Origin of the sequence: Mesorhizobium sp. B2-4-18 (genome assembly GCF_006441385.1) — a bacterium.
Classification (GTDB): Bacteria; Pseudomonadota; Alphaproteobacteria; order Rhizobiales; family Rhizobiaceae; genus Mesorhizobium; species Mesorhizobium australicum.
This window is the reverse complement of sequence record NZ_VFUW01000002.1, coordinates 482,225-499,523: the sequence shown is the minus strand read 5'-3', so window position 1 is coordinate 499,523 and position 17,299 is coordinate 482,225. Positions and strand designations below refer to the sequence as shown.

General features: G+C 63.6%; 18 protein-coding genes. 14 read left to right on the top strand and 4 right to left on the bottom strand.

Annotation, left to right across the window (positions count from 1 at the left end; genetic code table 11):
• Window positions 1-22 precede the first annotated feature (22 nt).
• From nthA to FJ527_RS05945, 4 genes are all read left to right on the top strand, one after another.
• Window positions 23-628 carry a nitrile hydratase subunit alpha gene (gene nthA, locus FJ527_RS05960; RefSeq protein WP_140822164.1) on the top strand — a complete coding sequence of 202 codons (606 nt, stop codon included), beginning with the start codon at window positions 23-25 and terminating at the stop codon, window positions 626-628.
• On the top strand, window positions 625-1,284 hold the full coding sequence (gene nthB / locus FJ527_RS05955; protein WP_140822162.1) for a nitrile hydratase subunit beta: 660 nt from the start codon (window positions 625-627) through the stop codon (window positions 1,282-1,284). The genes nthA and nthB overlap by 4 nt, the downstream gene beginning before the upstream one ends.
• Complete coding sequence (locus FJ527_RS05950; RefSeq protein ID WP_015317299.1) at window positions 1,271-1,636, top strand: nitrile hydratase accessory protein; 366 nt, start codon at window positions 1,271-1,273, stop codon at window positions 1,634-1,636. Before nthB ends, FJ527_RS05950 begins: the two co-directional genes overlap by 14 nt.
• Window positions 1,637-1,762: 126 nt before the next feature.
• Window positions 1,763-2,890: an ATP-dependent RecD-like DNA helicase gene (locus tag FJ527_RS05945; protein WP_140822160.1), complete on the top strand. Its 1,128-nt coding sequence runs from the start codon at window positions 1,763-1,765 to the stop codon at window positions 2,888-2,890.
• A gap of 30 nt (window positions 2,891-2,920) precedes the next feature.
• Here FJ527_RS05945 and FJ527_RS05940 read toward each other — a convergent pair whose 3' ends face one another.
• The gene (locus FJ527_RS05940; RefSeq protein ID WP_015317301.1) at window positions 2,921-3,349 is read right to left on the bottom strand and encodes an STAS/SEC14 domain-containing protein; all 429 of its coding nucleotides are present in this window, start codon (window positions 3,347-3,349) and stop codon (window positions 2,921-2,923) included.
• A 160-nt stretch (window positions 3,350-3,509) separates the two neighbouring features.
• Between FJ527_RS05940 and FJ527_RS05935 the strand changes: the two genes are divergently transcribed.
• The 4 genes from FJ527_RS05935 (at window position 3,510) to FJ527_RS05920 (ending at window position 9,449) form a co-directional block, all read left to right on the top strand.
• On the top strand, window positions 3,510-4,250 hold the full coding sequence (locus tag FJ527_RS05935) for a pyridoxine 5'-phosphate synthase (protein WP_140822409.1): 741 nt from the start codon (window positions 3,510-3,512) through the stop codon (window positions 4,248-4,250).
• A gap of 96 nt (window positions 4,251-4,346) precedes the next feature.
• Entirely contained in the window at window positions 4,347-6,260 is a 1,914-nt protein-coding gene (locus FJ527_RS05930; RefSeq protein ID WP_015317303.1) for a potassium transporter Kup, read from the top strand.
• Window positions 6,261-6,452: 192 nt separating this feature from the next.
• Window positions 6,453-8,372 (top strand): potassium transporter Kup, encoded by a 1,920-nt coding sequence (locus FJ527_RS05925; protein WP_015317304.1) that lies wholly within the window; start codon window positions 6,453-6,455, stop codon window positions 8,370-8,372.
• A 36-nt stretch (window positions 8,373-8,408) separates the two neighbouring features.
• A complete protein-coding gene (locus FJ527_RS05920; protein ID WP_140822158.1) occupies window positions 8,409-9,449 on the top strand; it encodes an aldehyde reductase in 1,041 nt (346 codons plus the stop codon).
• A 35-nt stretch (window positions 9,450-9,484) separates the two neighbouring features.
• Here FJ527_RS05920 and FJ527_RS05915 read toward each other — a convergent pair whose 3' ends face one another.
• Entirely contained in the window at window positions 9,485-10,375 is an 891-nt protein-coding gene (locus tag FJ527_RS05915; protein WP_140724097.1) for an SDR family oxidoreductase, read from the bottom strand.
• A gap of 135 nt (window positions 10,376-10,510) precedes the next feature.
• Here FJ527_RS05915 and FJ527_RS05910 point away from each other — a divergent pair, with 135 nt between their 5' ends.
• Window positions 10,511-10,921 (top strand): helix-turn-helix domain-containing protein, encoded by a 411-nt coding sequence (locus tag FJ527_RS05910; RefSeq protein WP_015317307.1) that lies wholly within the window; start codon window positions 10,511-10,513, stop codon window positions 10,919-10,921.
• A gap of 53 nt (window positions 10,922-10,974) precedes the next feature.
• A complete protein-coding gene (locus tag FJ527_RS05905; protein ID WP_140822156.1) occupies window positions 10,975-12,240 on the top strand; it encodes an NAD(P)/FAD-dependent oxidoreductase in 1,266 nt (421 codons plus the stop codon).
• Here the strand turns inward: FJ527_RS05905 and FJ527_RS05900 are convergent.
• The gene (locus tag FJ527_RS05900) at window positions 12,188-12,925 is read right to left on the bottom strand and encodes a glutathione S-transferase family protein (protein ID WP_140615768.1); all 738 of its coding nucleotides are present in this window, start codon (window positions 12,923-12,925) and stop codon (window positions 12,188-12,190) included. The two genes, FJ527_RS05905 and FJ527_RS05900, sit on opposite strands and share 53 nt — an antisense overlap.
• 100 nt (window positions 12,926-13,025) lie before the next feature.
• Here FJ527_RS05900 and FJ527_RS05895 point away from each other — a divergent pair, with 100 nt between their 5' ends.
• The 3 genes from FJ527_RS05895 (at window position 13,026) to ilvC (ending at window position 15,330) form a co-directional block, all read left to right on the top strand.
• A complete protein-coding gene (locus FJ527_RS05895; RefSeq protein ID WP_140822154.1) occupies window positions 13,026-13,484 on the top strand; it encodes a MarR family winged helix-turn-helix transcriptional regulator in 459 nt (152 codons plus the stop codon).
• A 148-nt stretch (window positions 13,485-13,632) separates the two neighbouring features.
• On the top strand, window positions 13,633-14,286 hold the full coding sequence (locus FJ527_RS05890; protein WP_181166286.1) for a TetR/AcrR family transcriptional regulator: 654 nt from the start codon (window positions 13,633-13,635) through the stop codon (window positions 14,284-14,286).
• Between the two features lie 24 nt (window positions 14,287-14,310).
• Window positions 14,311-15,330 (top strand): ketol-acid reductoisomerase, encoded by a 1,020-nt coding sequence (gene ilvC / locus FJ527_RS05885; protein WP_013531065.1) that lies wholly within the window; start codon window positions 14,311-14,313, stop codon window positions 15,328-15,330.
• 80 nt (window positions 15,331-15,410) lie between these two features.
• Here the strand turns inward: ilvC and FJ527_RS05880 are convergent, their stop codons facing one another.
• Window positions 15,411-15,992 carry a BA14K family protein gene (locus FJ527_RS05880; RefSeq protein ID WP_140822151.1) on the bottom strand — a complete coding sequence of 194 codons (582 nt, stop codon included), beginning with the start codon at window positions 15,990-15,992 and terminating at the stop codon, window positions 15,411-15,413.
• A 188-nt stretch (window positions 15,993-16,180) separates the two neighbouring features.
• On the opposite strand from FJ527_RS05880, the gene FJ527_RS05875 reads away from it, so the two are divergent.
• Window positions 16,181-17,293 (top strand): endonuclease/exonuclease/phosphatase family protein, encoded by a 1,113-nt coding sequence (locus FJ527_RS05875; RefSeq protein ID WP_015317313.1) that lies wholly within the window; start codon window positions 16,181-16,183, stop codon window positions 17,291-17,293.
• Window positions 17,294-17,299 lie beyond the last annotated feature (6 nt).

The following is a 17,299-nucleotide window of genomic DNA, read 5'->3' as shown; positions in this document are numbered from 1 at the left end:
ATCGGAACTTTAGTTTGCCGTCATGTCCCACGATCATGACCACGACAACGAACTCGATCCGTTTGCCGCGCGGGTGCGCGCGCTGGAAACCATCCTGACCCGCAAGGGGCTGATCGATCCGGCTGCGATCGACGTCATTGTCGATACCTACGAGACGAAGATCGGTCCGCGCAACGGCGCCCGGGTGGTGGCCAAGGCCTGGAGCGATCCCGCTTTTGCCGCGTGGCTGAAGCGCGACGCGACGGCGGCGATCGAATCGCTGAGCTATACCGGTCGGCAAGGCGAGCATATGCAGGCGGTGTTCAACACCGGCGATACCCACAATCTCGTCGTCTGCACATTGTGCTCCTGTTATCCGTGGTCGGTGCTTGGCCTGCCGCCGGTGTGGTACAAGGCGCCGCCCTACAGGTCGCGCGCCGTGATCGATCCGCGCGGCGTGCTCGAGGAGTTCGGGCTGGTGCTGCCGGCCGGGACGAAGATACGCGTCTGGGATTCGACAGCGGAACTGCGCTATCTCGTCGTGCCGATGCGACCGGAGGGAACCGAAGGCTGGAGCGAGGAGCGGCTGGCCGAGCTGGTGAGCCGCGATGCCATGATCGGCACCGCGCTGGCGAGTCAACGGGCATGAATGGGCCGCAAGATCTCGGCGGACAGATGGGGTTCGGGCCGGTCGCGCCCGAAAAGGATGAACCCTATTTCCATGCTCCGTGGGAGCGGCGGGCGCTCGGCGTGACGCTCTGCGCCGGCGGCATGGGGGCCTGGAACATCGACGAGAGCCGGCACGCGCGGGAATCGCTGCATCCGGCCGACTATTACAGCTCCAGCTACTATCAGATCTGGATCAAGGCACTGGAGATCCTGCTCAAGCGGCACGGCTTCGTCAGCGAGCGCGACCTCGGGGCGGGCGAGGCGATTGATCCGGCGGCGACACCCAAAAGAGTGCTGAAGGCGGAAAACGTTCCCGCTGTGCTGGCCAAGGGCGGTCCTTGCGATCGGCCGGTGGAGACAGCGCCACGCTTCAAGGCCGGGGATTCGGTGCGGACGAAAAACTTCAACCCGACCGGCCATACCAGGCTGCCGCGCTATGCGCGCGACAAGCAGGGCACCATCGAGGCGGTGCGCGACGGCTTCGTCTTTCCCGACAGCAACGCGCATGGGCAGGGCGAGAATCCGCAATGGGTCTATACCGTGGTTTTCGATGGCACGGAAATCTGGGGCGAGGGCGCCGACCCGACACTGACCGTCTCGATCGACGCCTGGGAGAGCTATCTTGAGCCGGCCTGAAGCGAAGGGATCCGCCGCCAGTTTGCCCGCCGGCTTCGACGCACCGGTGTTCGCCGAGCCATGGCAGGCCGAAGCCTTCGCCATGACTGTGGCGCTGCACGACAAGGGCCTGTTTTCGTGGAACGAATGGGCGGATGCCCTGTCAGCCGAGGTGAAGAAGCCGGATGCCGCGGCGGATGGCCACGACTATTACGAGCATTGGCTGGCGGCGCTGGAAGGGCTGCTCGCGTCCAAGGGGCTGGCTGCCAAGCCGGACGTCGATGCGATGGCGCGGGCTTGGGAGCGCGCCGCGCACGCCACGCCACACGGCAAGCCGATCCTGCTGGAGAACGATCCGCACGCTGCCAACTGAATTTTCGTTCCCTTTACGTTCTTGCTTGCGGCTGATAGCCTGAACAGCAGGGAAGTTCGCCACCGGCGTGTCGATGGTGGTGGCGGCGATCTTGTGTTTGCCTCGCGAATCCGGTCACACGATCAGATGGAATTTTCACCCCAACAAGATGAGGCGCTGCAAGCGGTCGCCCGCTGGCTGAAGACCGGCACGCCGCAGCTGTTCCGGCTGTTTGGCTATGCCGGCACCGGCAAGACGACGCTGGCGCGCTATTTCGCCGAACATGTCGACGGCCAGGTGCAGTTCGCAGCCTTCACCGGCAAGGCCGCCCAGGTGCTGCGCTCCAAGGGCGCGGTCAACGCCCGCACCATCCATTCGCTGATCTACCGGCCCAAGGGCGAGGAATCGGTGGCCGACGAGGTCACCGGCAAGACCTCGATGTCGCCAACCTTCTCACTCAACCGGCAGAGCCCGATCTCGCGCGCCAAACTGGTCGTCATCGACGAGTGCTCGATGGTCGACGAGCAGCTTGGCCGTGACCTGATGAGTTTCGGCACGCCGATCCTGGTGCTGGGCGACCCCGGCCAGTTGCCGCCGATCTCGGGTGGCGGCTTCTTCACCGACCATGAGCCGGACTTCCTGCTGACCGAAATCCACCGGCAGGCGCGCGACAATCCGATCCTGCGGCTGGCGCTCGACGTGCGCGAGGGCCGCGAATTCATGCGTGGCGACTATGGCACCGCGAAGGTGATCGGCAAGGAAGACGTCAATCAGGAACTGGTGCTGAGGGCGGACCAGGTGCTGGTCGGCATCAACCGCACGCGGCGGCGCTACAACCAGCGCCTGCGCGAGCTCAAGGGCTTCAATGCCGATTATCCGCAAGCCGGCGACAAGCTGGTGTGCCTGCGCAACGATCCCGCCAAGGGTCTGCTCAACGGCTCGCTGTGGAAGGTGATGACCTCGTCGCGCGAGACGGTCAAGCCCGGCATCAATCTTCTGGTTTCACCCGAGGAGGACGATCCGGATCGCGGCGTCGCGAAAATCAAGTTGCTGAAGGCGGCGTTCGAGGATCCGGACGCGGAAATCCCTTGGCAGCAGAAGAAGCGCTTCGACGATTTCGACTATGGCTATGCGCTGACGGTGCACAAGGCGCAGGGCTCGCAGTGGAACGAGATCGTGCTGTTCGACGAGAGCTGGGCCTTCAAGGAAACGCGCCAGCGCTGGCTTTACACAGCCATCACCCGGGCCGCCGAACGCCTGACCATCGTCAGGTAGAAAGCTCGGCGGGTAGCCGGGAGAACCGTTTCATCCTCTTTCTGGAGCGGCGGTCGCCTCCTCACTCGTCGGCCGCGCGCCGAGCCATTCCCAGGCAGCGGCTTCGTCCTCGATCTTGAAATGCCTGAATTCGACGGGCGAGGAAGCCGGCAAGGCGTGTCGTGCGTTCGGCGTCCAGTCAGGGGCGCCGATCGCCGCGCAACGGCCAATATGTTCCAATGCATGGACGGCACCCTTCTTGATGGTCTCGTCCGAGATGTCGGCCCAGTCGACGCCCTCGTGATCGACTATGCGCACGGCCACGTCGATTTTCTGATGGAGCAAATAGGCCGCCTCCAGCAGGCCGAACAGGTTTTCGGCATCGGCGGCCGAGACATGGCCGACCACATCGATGGCAAAGAGGTCGTCGCGGCTGGTCTCGATGCGGCGGATCGCCGGCACGGATTGGAGGAAATTCAAGGTGGTGCCTCCCTTTCGTGGAGTATGTTGGTCTTCTGGAACACCGGAAAGGCCCTATCTGTTCCCGTCAAAGACGCTATAGATGCGCCGTCTCAAATGCGCCGTGCCGGAACGAATGAGCGTGGCGCGCCTCGATCGCCTGTTTCACGGACGCCAAACCATGCCCGCCAAGCTTTCCGTCAACCTCAACGCCATCGCCATGCTGCGCAACCGGCGCGACCTGCCGTGGCCCGATGTGATCGGTGTCGGCCGCCTCGCCCTTGCCGCCGGAGCGCATGGGCTGACGGTGCATCCGCGGCCCGACGAACGTCACACACGGCATTCCGACCTGCCCGAGATCAGGGCGCTGATCGACGACGAGTTCCCGCGGGCGGAATTCAACATCGAGGGATACCCAAGCGAGGATTTCCTGGCGCTGGTGGAGAAGCATCAGCCCGAACAGGTGACGCTTGTGCCCGACGATCCCTCCCAGGCAACCTCCGACCATGGCTGGAACTTCATCGCCGATGCCGTGTTGCTGACGCCGATCGTCAGACGCCTGAAGAAGGGCGGTTTCAGGGTCTCGCTGTTTTCCGATGCCGATCCCGCCGGCATGGCGGCAGCGCGCGATACCGGCGCCGATCGTATCGAACTCTATACCGGTCCTTATGGCAGCTACCATTCCGATTCGGGTAAGGCGGCCAAAGAACTGGAAAGATTGGGCAAAACCGCTGACGCGGCATTTGCCGCCGGTCTCCAGGTCAATGCCGGGCACGATCTGACGGTGGCCAATCTGCCCGCGCTGGCCAGGCGCATTCCGGCATTGGCCGAAGTGTCGATCGGACATGGGTTGACAGCCGACGCGTTGGAGTATGGCATGGCCGGCACAGTGGGCCGGTTCCTCAGGGCCTGCGGTTGGTAGGGGGCAATGCTTCGTATTGGTATGGCAGCCATCGCGTGCATTTGATATCGTATCGCAGCATGCATAAAGCACCGCGCGCTTATCGGAGAGTGGTCGATGGCCCTTGCCAATAGCGGGAGCGAAGCTGAAACCGTCGAGCAATCGAGCCATGCCGGGGTCGAGCAGCACAGCACCAAGGTTCTCATGCTGGGCGCACTCGGCGTTGTCTATGGCGACATAGGCACAAGTCCGATCTACGCCTTTCGCGAGGCGCTTCACGCTTCGCCCGGCATCGATACGCGCGTTCACGTGCTTGGCGTGCTGTCGCTGATCGTCTGGGCGCTGACGATCATCGTGACCGTCAAATATGTTGCCTTCGTGCTTCGTGCCGACAACAAGGGCGAAGGCGGCACGCTGTCGCTGATGTCGTTGGCACGCAGCGCCTATCCCAAAGGCGCTCGACTGATTCTGGTGATCGGTCTTTGCGGCGCGGCGCTGTTTTTCGGCGATTCGATCATAACCCCGGCCATCTCGGTGCTGTCGGCGGTCGAAGGCCTCACCGTGGTGACCCCAACGCTCGACGCCTATGTCGTGCCGATCACGCTGGTCATCCTTGCCATCCTGTTCTCCGTGCAACGCTTCGGCACGGGAAAGGTGGCGGCGGTGTTCGGGCCGGTGACGGCGCTGTGGTTCCTGGCCATCGGCGTTGCCGGCATCTATCACTTGATGGACGATCCATCGATCCTGCTTGCCATCAATCCCTATTACGCGGTCATTTATCTGGCCAGCACACCGACCGCCGCCTTTGTCACCGTCGGCGCCGTGTTCCTGGCGGTAACCGGGGCCGAGGCGCTTTATGTCGATCTCGGCCATTTCGGACGCAAGCCGATCGTGCTGGCATGGTTTTCCGTGGTTTTCCCCTGCCTGCTGCTCAACTATTTCGGGCAGGGCGCCTTTGTGCTCGCCAATGACGGAAAACCGACCAATCCGTTCTTCCAGATGCTGCCTGACTGGGCACTGATGCCGATGGTGGGACTTGCAACGGCCGCGACGGTCATTGCCAGCCAGGCGGTCATTTCAGGGGCTTTTTCGCTGACCCGCCAGGCGGTGCAGCTCAATCTTCTGCCGCGCATCGAGGTGCAGCATACCTCGGAAATGCAGTCCGGGCAGATCTACATGCCGCGCGTCAACCTGCTCATAGCAATGGGTGTGATGCTGCTGGTGGTCGGTTTCGGCAGTTCGAGTTCGCTGGCGTCCGCCTACGGCATCTCGGTGACCGGCGAAATGCTGATGACGACGATCCTGCTGTTCGTGGTGATGCGCAAGATGTGGAAATGGAAGCTGGCGCTCGCCCTGGCGCTGACCTTGCTGTTCGGCGTCATCGACAGCGGCTTCTTCCTGGCCAATGTCGTGAAGATCGTGGAAGGCGGCTGGGTCTCGATCACCGTTGCCTGCCTGATGGGACTGATCATGTGGACGTGGATACGCGGCACCCGCTATCTCTTCGACAAGACCCGCCGCAACGAAATCCCGCTCGATTTCCTCGCCGGCAATCTGCTGAAGAAGAAGCCGCAGCTGGTGTCCGGCACCGCGGTGTTCCTGACCAGCGATCCCTTGAGCGCGCCGACCGCCCTGATGCACAGCCTCAAGCACTACAAGGTGCTGCACGAGCAGAACGTCATCCTTTCGGTGGTGACCGCGCCGCAGCCCGTCGTGCCCGACAGCGAACGCGTCAAGATGGAGACGGTCAACGAGTTGTTCATGCGGGTGACGCTGACCTTCGGCTACATGGAACAGCCCAACATCCCGCGCGCGCTGGCGATCTGCCGCAAGCAGGGCTGGAAATTCGACATCATGACGACGTCGTTCTTCCTGTCGCGGCGGTCGCTGAAAGCCTCGCCCAATTCAGGCATGCCGGTGTGGCAGGACCGGCTGTTCATCGGACTGGCGCGCTCGGCGGCCGACGCGACGGAGTATTTCCAGATCCCGACCGGCCGCGTCGTTGAAATCGGCACGCAGGTCGCCATTTAACAGACGTGCTCGCCGGCCCGCAGGTTTTGCCATGGGTCCGGACATGAGCCCGCGAATGCCGCATTGACCGGCATTCGCTCGAAGTCGCCCACAAGAAGCCGCGCGCTGCCAACATGAGTGCCATAACGTTACGGCACTTGATATTGCAGTGCAGCAAGCGTAGAGCACCGCGCGTTTATCGGAGTGTCGTACATGGCCCTTGCCAGTGCTGGTAATGAGGCAGAACCCGTCGACCAATCGAGCCATCCCGAAATCGAACAGCACAGCACCAAGGTGTTGATGCTGGGCGCGCTCGGCGTGGTCTATGGCGATATCGGCACCAGCCCGATCTATGCGTTTCGCGAGGCGCTGGTCGCGTCGTCGGGCGGGCAAGTTGCCGACCGTGGCGACATTCTTGGCGTTTTGTCGCTGATCATCTGGTCGCTGACGATCATCGTCACCATCAAATACATCATGTTCGTGCTGCGTGCCGACAATCGCGGCGAGGGCGGCGTGCTGTCGCTGATGGCGCTGGCGCGCGGCAGTTTTCCAAAGCGTTCGGCGCTGATGCTCGGCATCGGCATCGTCGGCGCCTCGCTGTTTTTCGGCGACGCCGTCATCACGCCGGCGATTTCGGTGCTGTCGGCGGTCGAGGGCATGAATGTCGTCACCCCCACCTTCCAACCTTACGTCGTGCCACTGACGCTGGTCATCCTCGCCATGGTGTTCGCGGTTCAGCGTTTCGGCACCGGTGGCGTTGGGCTGGTCTTCGGCCCGGTCACCGCGATCTGGTTCCTGGCCATCGGCCTTTCCGGTCTCAAGCACATCATCGCCGATCCGGAGATCCTGTGGGCGGTCAGCCCGCACTATATCGTCGCTTTCCTGATCCATTCGCCCGATGTGGCTTTCGTCACCATCGGCGCCATCTTCCTTGCCGTCACCGGCGCGGAAGCGCTTTACGCCGATCTCGGCCATTTCGGCCGCAAACCCATCGTGCTCGCCTGGCTCTCGATCGTGTTCCCCTGCCTGCTGTTGAATTATGCCGGGCAGGGCGCCTTCGTGCTGGCGAAGAACGGCGTGGTCGGCCATCCGTTCTTCGAAATGAACGAGGGTTGGGCACTGATCCCGATGGTGGTGCTGGCGACGGCGGCGACCGTCATCGCCAGCCAGGCGGTCATTTCAGGGGCTTTTTCGCTGACCCGCCAGGCGGTGCAGCTCAACATGCTGCCCAGGCTCCAAATCCTGCACACGTCGGAAAAGCAGTCCGGCCAGATCTACATGCCGCGCGTCAACCTGCTGCTGGCGCTGGTGGTGATGATGCTGGTGGTCGGCTTCGGCGAGTCCAGCAAGCTGGCCTCCGCCTACGGCATCTCGGTGACCGGCAACATGCTGGTGACGACGGTGCTGCTTTATGTGGTCATGACCCGTATCTGGAAGTGGAAGCTGTCGGTGGCGGTCCCGCTGACCGTGCTGTTCGCTTTCATCGATATCGGCTTCTTCGCCTCCAACATCGTCAAGGTGTTCGAAGGCGGCTGGGCGTCGCTGGTGGTGGCCTTCACCATCGTGCTGGGCATGTGGACCTGGGTGCGTGGCAGCCGCTATCTCTTCGACAAGACCCGCCGCAACGAAATCCCGCTCGATTTCCTGGCTGGCAATCTGTTGAAGAAGAAACCGCAGCTGGTGTCCGGCACCGCGGTGTTCCTGACCAGCGACCCGCTCAGCGCGCCAACCGCGCTGATGCACAGCCTCAAACACTACAAGGTGCTGCACGAGCAGAACGTCATCCTTTCGGTGGTGACCGCGCCGCAGCCCGTCGTGCCCGACAGCGAGCGTGTCAAGATGGAGACGGTCAACGAGTTGTTCATGCGGGTGACGCTGACCTTCGGCTACATGGAACAGCCCAACATTCCGCGCGCGCTGGCGATCTGCCGCAAGCAGGGCTGGAAGTTCGACATCATGACGACGTCGTTCTTCCTGTCGCGGCGGTCGCTGAAAGCCTCGCCCAATTCAGGCATGCCGGTGTGGCAGGACAGGCTGTTCATCGGCCTGGCGCGCACGGCGGCCGACGCGACCGAATATTTCCAGATCCCGACCGGGCGTGTGGTAGAAATCGGCACGCAGGTGGCGATCTGACGAGGTCGATCGCCTCGGCCTGACGGAGAGGTGGCCATGGGCGGCGAATTGGTGCTTGTCACCGGCGGATCGGGTTTCCTCGGCGCGCACTGTATTCTTGCCCTGTTGAAGGCGGGCTATCGCGTGCGCACGACGGTGCGCTCCGCCAGGCGTGAAGCCGACGTTATCGCCATGCTCGAGGCCGGCGGCGGCGAGCCGGGCGACAGGCTTTCCTTTGCCATCGCCGACCTCATGAGCGATGCCGGCTGGCCCGACGCTGTCGCCGGCTGCGACTATGTCCTGCATGTCGCGTCACCATTTCCGCCCGGCGCGCCGAAGCATGAGGACGACCTAATCATCCCGGCTCGCGAAGGCGCGTTGCGCGTGCTCAGGGCGGCGCGAGACGCTGGCGTCAAACGCGTCGTGCTGACCTCGTCCTTCGCCGCCATCGGCTATGGCAAGATGCCGCCCGGCGGCCGGCCCTTCACCGAGGAGAGTTGGACCGATCCGACGGCCAAGGTCAGCGCCTATGTGAAATCGAAGACGCTCGCCGAGCGCGCGGCCTGGGATTTCATCGCCGCCGAGGGTGGCAAGCTGGAGTTGGCCGTGGTCAATCCTGTCGGCATTTTCGGACCAGTGCTCGGGTCCGACCATTCGACCTCCACCGAATTTGTTCAGCGCATGATGAACGGTGCGATGCCTGGGTTGCCGCGCCTGTCGTTCGGCGTGGTCGACGCGCGCGACGTGGCGGACCTGCATGTGCGCGCAATGACCAATCCCGCCGCCAGTGGCGAGCGCTTCCTGGCCGTTGCCGGCGATTTCATGACCGTGCGGGAGATCGCCCAGACGGTGAAAACGCGGCTCGGCGCGGCCGCCTCGCGGGTCACGACCCGGGAGCTTCCCGATTGGTTGGTGCGGGTGGTGGGGCTGTTCAACGCGGAAGCCGCGCAACTCGTGACGGAACTCGGCAAGGTCAAGGATGCCACCAACGCCAAGGCGGTGCGCATGCTCGGCTGGGCGCCGCGCTCGCGCGAGGACGCGCTGGCCGCCACCGCCGAAAGCCTGGTCCGGCTCGGGCTGGTCAAGACCCCGAAATAGCGCGGCGGGAGAAAGAATTTCCCGCCGCGCTGACATCAACCCGCCAGTGCAGCCTTGTTGGCCTCAAGGAACTGCTTCAGCGGTACCGATTTCCGACCCGAAAGTGTCTCAACCGAATCCGTTACCATGCCAAGGTCGCCGGCGCGCGTGGCGGCGTCGAAGGACACCAGGAGCCTGGCGATCGGCTCGGGCAGCCCGGCTGCCTTCATGCCTTCGGTCAGCGCTTCATCGGAGAGCTGGACGACCTGGATCGGCTTGCCTGTGACTTCGGTGACGAGCACCGCGACTTCGGCTGATGTATAGGCCTTGGGGCCAGTCAGCGTGTAAGTCGTGCTTTCGGTGTTATCCGAAGCCAGCCCCGCGGCTATGGCCGCGGCGAGGTCGTCACGCGCGCCATAGGAAATCGCGCCGTCGGCCGCCGACGTATACCATTGGCCCGATGCGAGGATTTGCGGCATCGCCATGAACAGGTTCTCGTCGTACCAGCCGTTGCGGAAGATCGTGTAGGGAATGCCGCTGGCCTTGATCGCCTGCTCGGTGTCGTAATGATCGGGGGCAAAGAGCACGGCGGAACCGGGTTCGGTGTTGGGCAACGAGGTGTAAAGCAGGTGGCCGACGCCAGCCTGCCTGGCCGCCGCGACGGCGGCAAGCTGCTGCTCGCGCCGCTTTCCCTGGATCGCCAGCTCGTTGGTCGAAATGATGAGCGCCCGGTCGGCGCCCGCGAAGGCTTGGGCAAGCGAGGCCCGATCGTCGAAATCAGCCTCGCGAACGGTGACGCCGCGCGCCGACAGGTCGGCAAGATTGGCGGGCGTGCGGGTCGTGGCGATGATCCGGGCCGCCGGCACCTCGAACGTGTCCAGCAGATGGTTGATGACGCTGCGGCCGAGCTGGCCGGACGCGCCGGTGACGAGAAGAGTTGCGGTCATGGGGGATCCTGACATTGCGCCGGAAGGGCGGTTCGGGTGGTGGTCTCAAAAAGAGACCAACACTAAAATAGGAATTGACCCGGTGCCGTAAAGAAGGCAGTTTTTGGGGAGGTAGGCACGCGCAGGGAACCAGCCATGGACAGCCGGACCGTCAATCTGAAATCCAAACTCGAAGTCTACAAAGCGATGACCGACGGCGGAAACATTGCCGATTGCCCGGTCCGCGATGTCATCCAGGGACTCAATGGCAAATGGAGTTCGCTGCTGACGGCGGCGCTGGCCGAGCAGCCTTATCGCTTCGGCGAGCTGCGGCGGCTGGTTCCCGATATCTCGCAGCGCATGTTGACCCAGACGCTCTATGATCTGCAGCGCGACGGCTATGTGCGCCGCGAGGTGTTTCCGACCAAGCCGCCCAGTGTCGAATACAGCCTGACCGACCTTGGGCGATCGATGTTCGACGCTTTGCAGTATCTGCTGCAGTGGGCCGAAAACAACCATGACGCAGTGCGCGGCGCGCGGACTGCCTTCGATTCGACGCAAGCTTGACCAGCAGGCTAGCGCTCGGCGTCGCGACTTGATTTCGTCCGGCGGCTGAAGGATTGTCCCGGCCAGTTCGGCTTGGGGGCAGCGGCATTTCCTACGATATCGCAATCGCCGGCGCTGGTCCGGCCGGGCTCGCCGCGGCGCTTTATCTCAAGCGCGCCGGCCACCGCGTCACCATCTTCGAGCGCTTCGAGGAACCGAGGCCGGTCGGCTCCGGGCTGATCCTGCAGCCGACTGGGCTGACGGTGCTCGCCGATCTCGGCCTGCTCGACGATATAATGGCGCTAGGCAGCAGGATCGATCGACTGCATGGGGTCGATGCGTCGAGCGGCCGCACCGTGCTCGATGTCCGCTACGATGCCCAGCGCGGCAACCGTTTCGGCCTGGCGGTACACAGGGCCGCCCTGTTCGGCGTACTCTTTCGCGCTGCCCGGCGCGAGGCGATCCCCATCGAGACCGGCGTCGAAATCGAGGCCCTGGAGACCGGCGAGCGGGTCACGCTGATCCGAGGTCATGGCCGAAGGGAAGGGCCGTTCGATCTAATTGTCGACGCCAGCGGCGCGCGCTCGAAGCTGCGGCGGTGCGCCGGTAGTGCCGAAGCGCCACGGCCACTCACCTATGGCGCGTTCTGGGCATCGCTCGGCTGGCGCGGCGAGGGCTTTGACGAGCACGCGCTTCTGCAGCGCTACGACAAGGCCAGCGTGATGATCGGCGTGCTGCCGATCGGCCGGCCGGAACCGGGTGCCGAAAGGATGGCGGCCTTCTTCTGGAGCCTGAAACCGGCGGATGCCGATGTAGTCCGCAGCCTCGGCATCGATGCCTGGAAGGAGCGGGTGGTGCGGCTGTGGCCGCAGGCCGAGGCGTTCACCAGCCAGATCGACAGTTTCGACCAGCTCTCGCTGGCCCGCTACGGCCATCACACGATGAAGTTTCCGGTTTGCCGGCGGCTGGCCGTGATCGGCGACGCCGCCCATTCGACCAGCCCGCAGCTTGGCCAGGGCGCCAACATGGCGCTACTCGACGCCGCGGCACTTAGCTATGCGCTGGCGCGAGCGGACGGCGTGGAGACAGCGCTGGAAGTCTATGCGCGAGCGCGGCGCCGGCATGTCAGGGTCTTTCAGGCACTGTCGCTGGCGTTCACGCCCTTCTACCAGTCGGATTCGGTGGCGCTGCCCTTCATCCGCGACAGGCTGGTGGCGACGATCGCCAAGATCCCGCCGGCGCCGCGGTTCCTGGCCTCCATGGTCGCCGGCACGGTGATCGATCCGTTCAGGCGGGCTGGGCTTGCCGAAGCGCTATGGCCGGATCGCCTTGCCGAATGAGGCTCGATAGAAATGATCCCTTCGCCCGCAGGAAGGCATGCAGGCGCTGCGGATAGTCCGGCGCCACGGCCTGCCTGATCGACGGACGGTCACTCAACGCACTGCGCCAAGCCTGGACAAGCGGCTTGCCGTCAAGAATACCGAAATCGCCGATCCGATCGAAGGCGTCGAGGTAGCGGAAGACCGGACCGTAAACGGCATCGACCAGGGAAAAGCGGCTGCCAGCGAACCATGGCCCGCTCCGCCCGGCGCCGCCCGGCAGTTCAGCCTCAACACGGTCGAACATCGCCGATAGCGCGCTGGCTTCGGCGAGGAAGCCGGCCTCGCTCGGCGCTGAATAGAACCGGCCGATGGTGTTGAGGATGGCTGAGCCATACTCGATCCAGGCACGGTGCCGGGCGCGTGCATAGGGGTCGGCGGGATGGAGGGGATTGGCCTGCGTTTCCTCGAGGAATTCGAGGATGACCGCGGATTCGAAGATTATCGTCTCGTCGCCATTTTGCCGTACGCACAGCAATGGCACCTTGCCGAGCGGCGAGATCGCCTTGAACCAGTCCGGTTTGTCGGCAAGGTCGATGTCGATCCGCTCGAACGGCACGCCTTTCTCGGCCAGCGAAATCGCGGCGCGCTGGACATAGGGGCAGAGCGGATGGCTGACGAGAACAAGAGTGTCGGCGGGTTTCATAGGAATGTGCCTTTCGATATCGATGCAATTGCATTTATGTAGATGCATGTGCATTGAACGTCAAGCTTGATGCATCTGCATCTATCGCCTAGGGTGGGCCATGACCGAAAAAGCCAAGCCTTCGCCTGAAGCCATCAAGGCCTGGGCCCGCCTGATGCGGGTTTCGCGCCAACTGATGGAACGGGCCGAAGACGCGCTGAAGGAGGGCGGCCTGCCGCCGCTCGCCTGGTACGATGTGCTGCACGAGCTTGCCGAGGCGGGCGAGGGTGGGTTGCGGCCGTTTCAACTGATCGAACGCACCCTGTTCGCGCAGTACAACATCTCGCGTCTATTGGCTCGGCTCGAGGCCGACGGGCTGGTTGAGAAACTGCCGGTGGCCGATGATGGCCGCGGCCAGACCATCCGCGTCACGCCCAAGGGACGGGAGACGCGCCGCCGCATGTGGGCGATCTATGGCAGGTCGATTGAGGAGTTGGTTGGCGCGAAGCTGTCGTCGGATGAGCTGAGCACGGTCTCGGCGCTGCTGGGCCGCCTGCGTCATCCGCCTACCGCGGACTGAGCACACGGATTGCGCGGCTGCGCGGACATAAGCGGATTTTTTCTCCTTTGCCCTTGCGCCGCTCACCGAATTGCGCAATATGCCGAACCGTAACGTACGGTACGGCAGGTCGAATTCACGCCCTGCCTTGTCCTTCCGAGGGAAGAGCGTGTTGCACAGCGTGCCCGACATCGACAACAGCGAGGCGCTGACGGAGCGGCAGCAGGCCGTCCTGGACGCGGCTTTGCGGCTGCTGGTTGAGGAGGGCGATCATCTGACCATGACCGCCGTGGCGCGTCGCGCGAGCTGCTCGAAGGAAACACTCTACAAATGGTTCGGCGATCGCGACGGACTCTTGACGGCGACCGTGCAGTGGCAGGCCTCGAAAGTGCGGGTGGCTTCGGTCGACGGCAAGGGGCTTGATCTTGCCTCGCTCACGGCGAGCCTGGAGCGCTTTGCCTCCGACTGGTTGAAGGTGATCTCCAGCGATACGTCGATCGCCCTCAATAGGGTGGCGGTCGGCCATGCCGGTTCGGGGAAGGACAATCTCGGCGCCGTCGTGCTGGAGAATGGGCGCTTTGCGCTGGCCAAGCGGCTGAAGCCCGTGCTGGAAGCCGGCCGGCAGGCCGGGCTCCTTGAATTTGCGGATGCCGAGACGGCGTTCCGTACCTTTTTCGGGCTGGTCGGCCGGGACGTGCAGATCCGCCTGCTGCTCGGCGACCGGCTGGAATTGACTGAAGCGACGATCGGCGGCGATGCCGTCCGCGCGACGCAGCAGTTTCTCGCTCTTTTCGGAGCAAAAAACGGGCCTCAGGGCTTTTGATCTTCAAAACGGGAAGGAAGTAAAATGCGTGTCTATTACGATCGTGATGCCGATCTGAACCTGATCAAGGGCAAGAAGGTCGCCATCATTGGCTATGGCAGCCAGGGCAGGGCGCATGCGCTCAACCTCAAGGATTCCGGCGCCAAGGAGATCGCGATCGGTCTCAAGGCCGGCTCGGCGACCGCCAAGAAGGTCGAGGCCGACGGGCTCAAGGTGATGAGCGTCGCCGATGCCGCCAAATGGGCCGACCTGATGATGATGGCGACGCCCGACGAATTGCAGGCCGACATCTACAAGAACGAAATCGCGCCGAACATCCGCGACGGCGCCGCGATCGCTTTCGCGCACGGCCTCAACGTGCATTTCGGCCTCATCGAGCCGAAGTCGACCGTCGACGTCGTCATGATCGCGCCGAAGGGCCCGGGCCACACGGTGCGCGGCGAATACCAGAAGGGCGGCGGCGTGCCGTGCCTGGTCGCCGTCAACCAGGACGCCTCGGGCAACGCGCTCGATCTCGCGCTATCCTACGCCTGCGGCGTCGGCGGCGGCCGTTCGGGCATCATCGAGACCAATTTCCGCGAGGAATGCGAGACCGACCTGTTCGGCGAGCAGGTCGTGCTGTGCGGCGGTCTGGTCGAACTGATCCGCGCCGGCTTCGAGACGCTGGTGGAAGCCGGTTATGCACCGGAAATGGCCTATTTCGAGTGCCTTCACGAGGTCAAGCTGATCGTCGACCTGATCTATGAAGGCGGCATCGCCAACATGAACTACTCGATCTCGAACACCGCCGAGTGGGGCGAATATGTCTCGGGTCCGCGCATCATCACCGCCGAGACCAAGGCCGAGATGAAGCGCGTGCTGAAGGACATCCAGACGGGAAAGTTCACCTCGGAATGGATGCAGGAATACCGCGCCGGCATGTCGCGTTTCAAGGGCATCCGCCGCAACAACGATAGCCACCAGATCGAGGAAGTCGGCGCCAAGCTGCGCGCCATGATGCCATGGATTTCCAAGAACAAGCTGGTCGACAAGGCCAAGAACTGAGCGAACCACGCTCCGCTATCAATAACGAAAAACGGCGCCACGTGGCGCCGTTTTCATTTCTGGTATCAGCCGCAGGCAGCTCAGCTATAGGGCGACCAGCACTGCTGGCGCGGGCCATTATAGGGTTGGAACGTGTTGTCGTAGGCGCGATACGAGCGGTAGCGGTTGTAGCACCATTGCACATGCGCGTTCGACAGCCGGCCGGCGCGATAATAGCGGCGCGGCGCCGGCGCATAGTAATCGTAGTTGTTGTAGTTGTTGTACATGCTGCCGAGGCCGAGCCCCAAGCCGAGACCGAGGACCGCCGCCGCGCCATCATCGTAGTAGCGTCCGCCACGATAATGATGGCGGCCATGGCGCCACCGCCAGTTGTCGCCGCCGTTCCAGTTGCCACCACCATTCCAGTGGCGGCCGCTCCAGTTGCCTCCGCCATTCCAGTGGCGGCCGTTCCAATTGCCTGACCGGCGCCATCTCCAATCGCCGCCGTTGTTTCCGCCAGCCCAGCCCTCGCGGACCGGGATGACCGTCGGCGCGGCGGTGCTGGCCGGGATCGACACATCCGGCTGCAGAATCGGCGCGGCAGCGGATGGCGCCGTGATGCCGGAGACAATACCGAGCGCTATCAGCCCGGATTTGACAGTGGAAGAAAAGAGCGCGTTCATTGCACTTCTCCAAGAGAACAGGCCCCACGCCTACCCTGGAATGGGCTTACCGTGGACCTTTGCGTCTGAACGGCGGATGAACGGAAAGGTTCCGTCAACCATGGCGCGAACGCCACCAGGACCAAGGGATCCCTGCTTGTGGTCCTGCGATCTTGTTTTCCGCCGCTCTTGCAGGCAAAGGTCAGCGCATGTCGCTGCGCCTTGCCACCTTCAATGTCGAGAACCTGATGAACAGGTTCGATTTTTCCGGCTTTCGCAACCAGCTCAATGAGGATCGCACGCTGGCGCTCTTCGATATCCAGAGCGAGGCCGAATACAAGATGCTGGAACAGGCGCGCGCCATCGCGCAATCCGACGACACGCGCCAACTGACGGCGTTGGCGATTGCAGCCGCCCGTGCCGACATCATCTGCATGCAGGAGGTCGACAACATCGAGGCCTTGAAGGCCTTCGAGTACGGCTATCTGTTCAAGATGGTGGGGCAGGGCTACCGCCAGAAATACACCACGTCGGGCAATGATTCGCGCGGCATCGATGTCGCGGTGATGATGCGCAACGAGACCGCGCAGGGACAGCCGATCGAATTCGTGCGCATGACCAGCCACGCCTATGTCACCTACGAGCAGTTCGGGTTGCATACGCCCGAGCTGGCGGCCCTCGGCAACCAGCCCAATGAACGCATCTTCCGGCGCGACTGCCTGGAGGTCGACATCAAGGTGGGCGGCGCGCCGATGACGCTCTATCTCGTGCACTTCAAGTCCATGGGCTCTCCCCGCAACGGGCTCGACGGACGCGAGGCGACAATGCCGGTGCGCATCGCGGAGGCGCAGGCCGTGCGGCGCATCATCGAGGAGCGTTTCGGGGCGGAGCACGCGGCCGACAAGCGCTGGGCGATCTGCGGCGACATGAACGATTACCGCCAGCGGGTGAAGATCGCCGGCGATGAGGTCGACGGCTACCGTTTCGAGGTGGTCGACGAGAACCTGTCCTGCATCAATGTGCTGACGGCGGGCGGCTTCTGTGAAAATGTGGTCGAGCGGCGGCCGGAAATGAACCGCTGGACCTTCTATCACACACGCGGGCCGCAAGAGCGGCATCTGTGCCAGCTCGACTATATCCTGCTGTCGAAGGGGCTGGCGGCGAAGAACGCCACCGCAGTTCCCGACATCATCCGCAATGGCCAGCCCTGGCGCACGATCTTTCCCGCGGGCCAGGAAGTCGAGCGCTTCCCGCGCGCCGGCTGGGACCGGCCCAAGGCTTCGGACCACTGCCCGGTGGCGATCACGCTGGACATGGCCTGAGCCGAC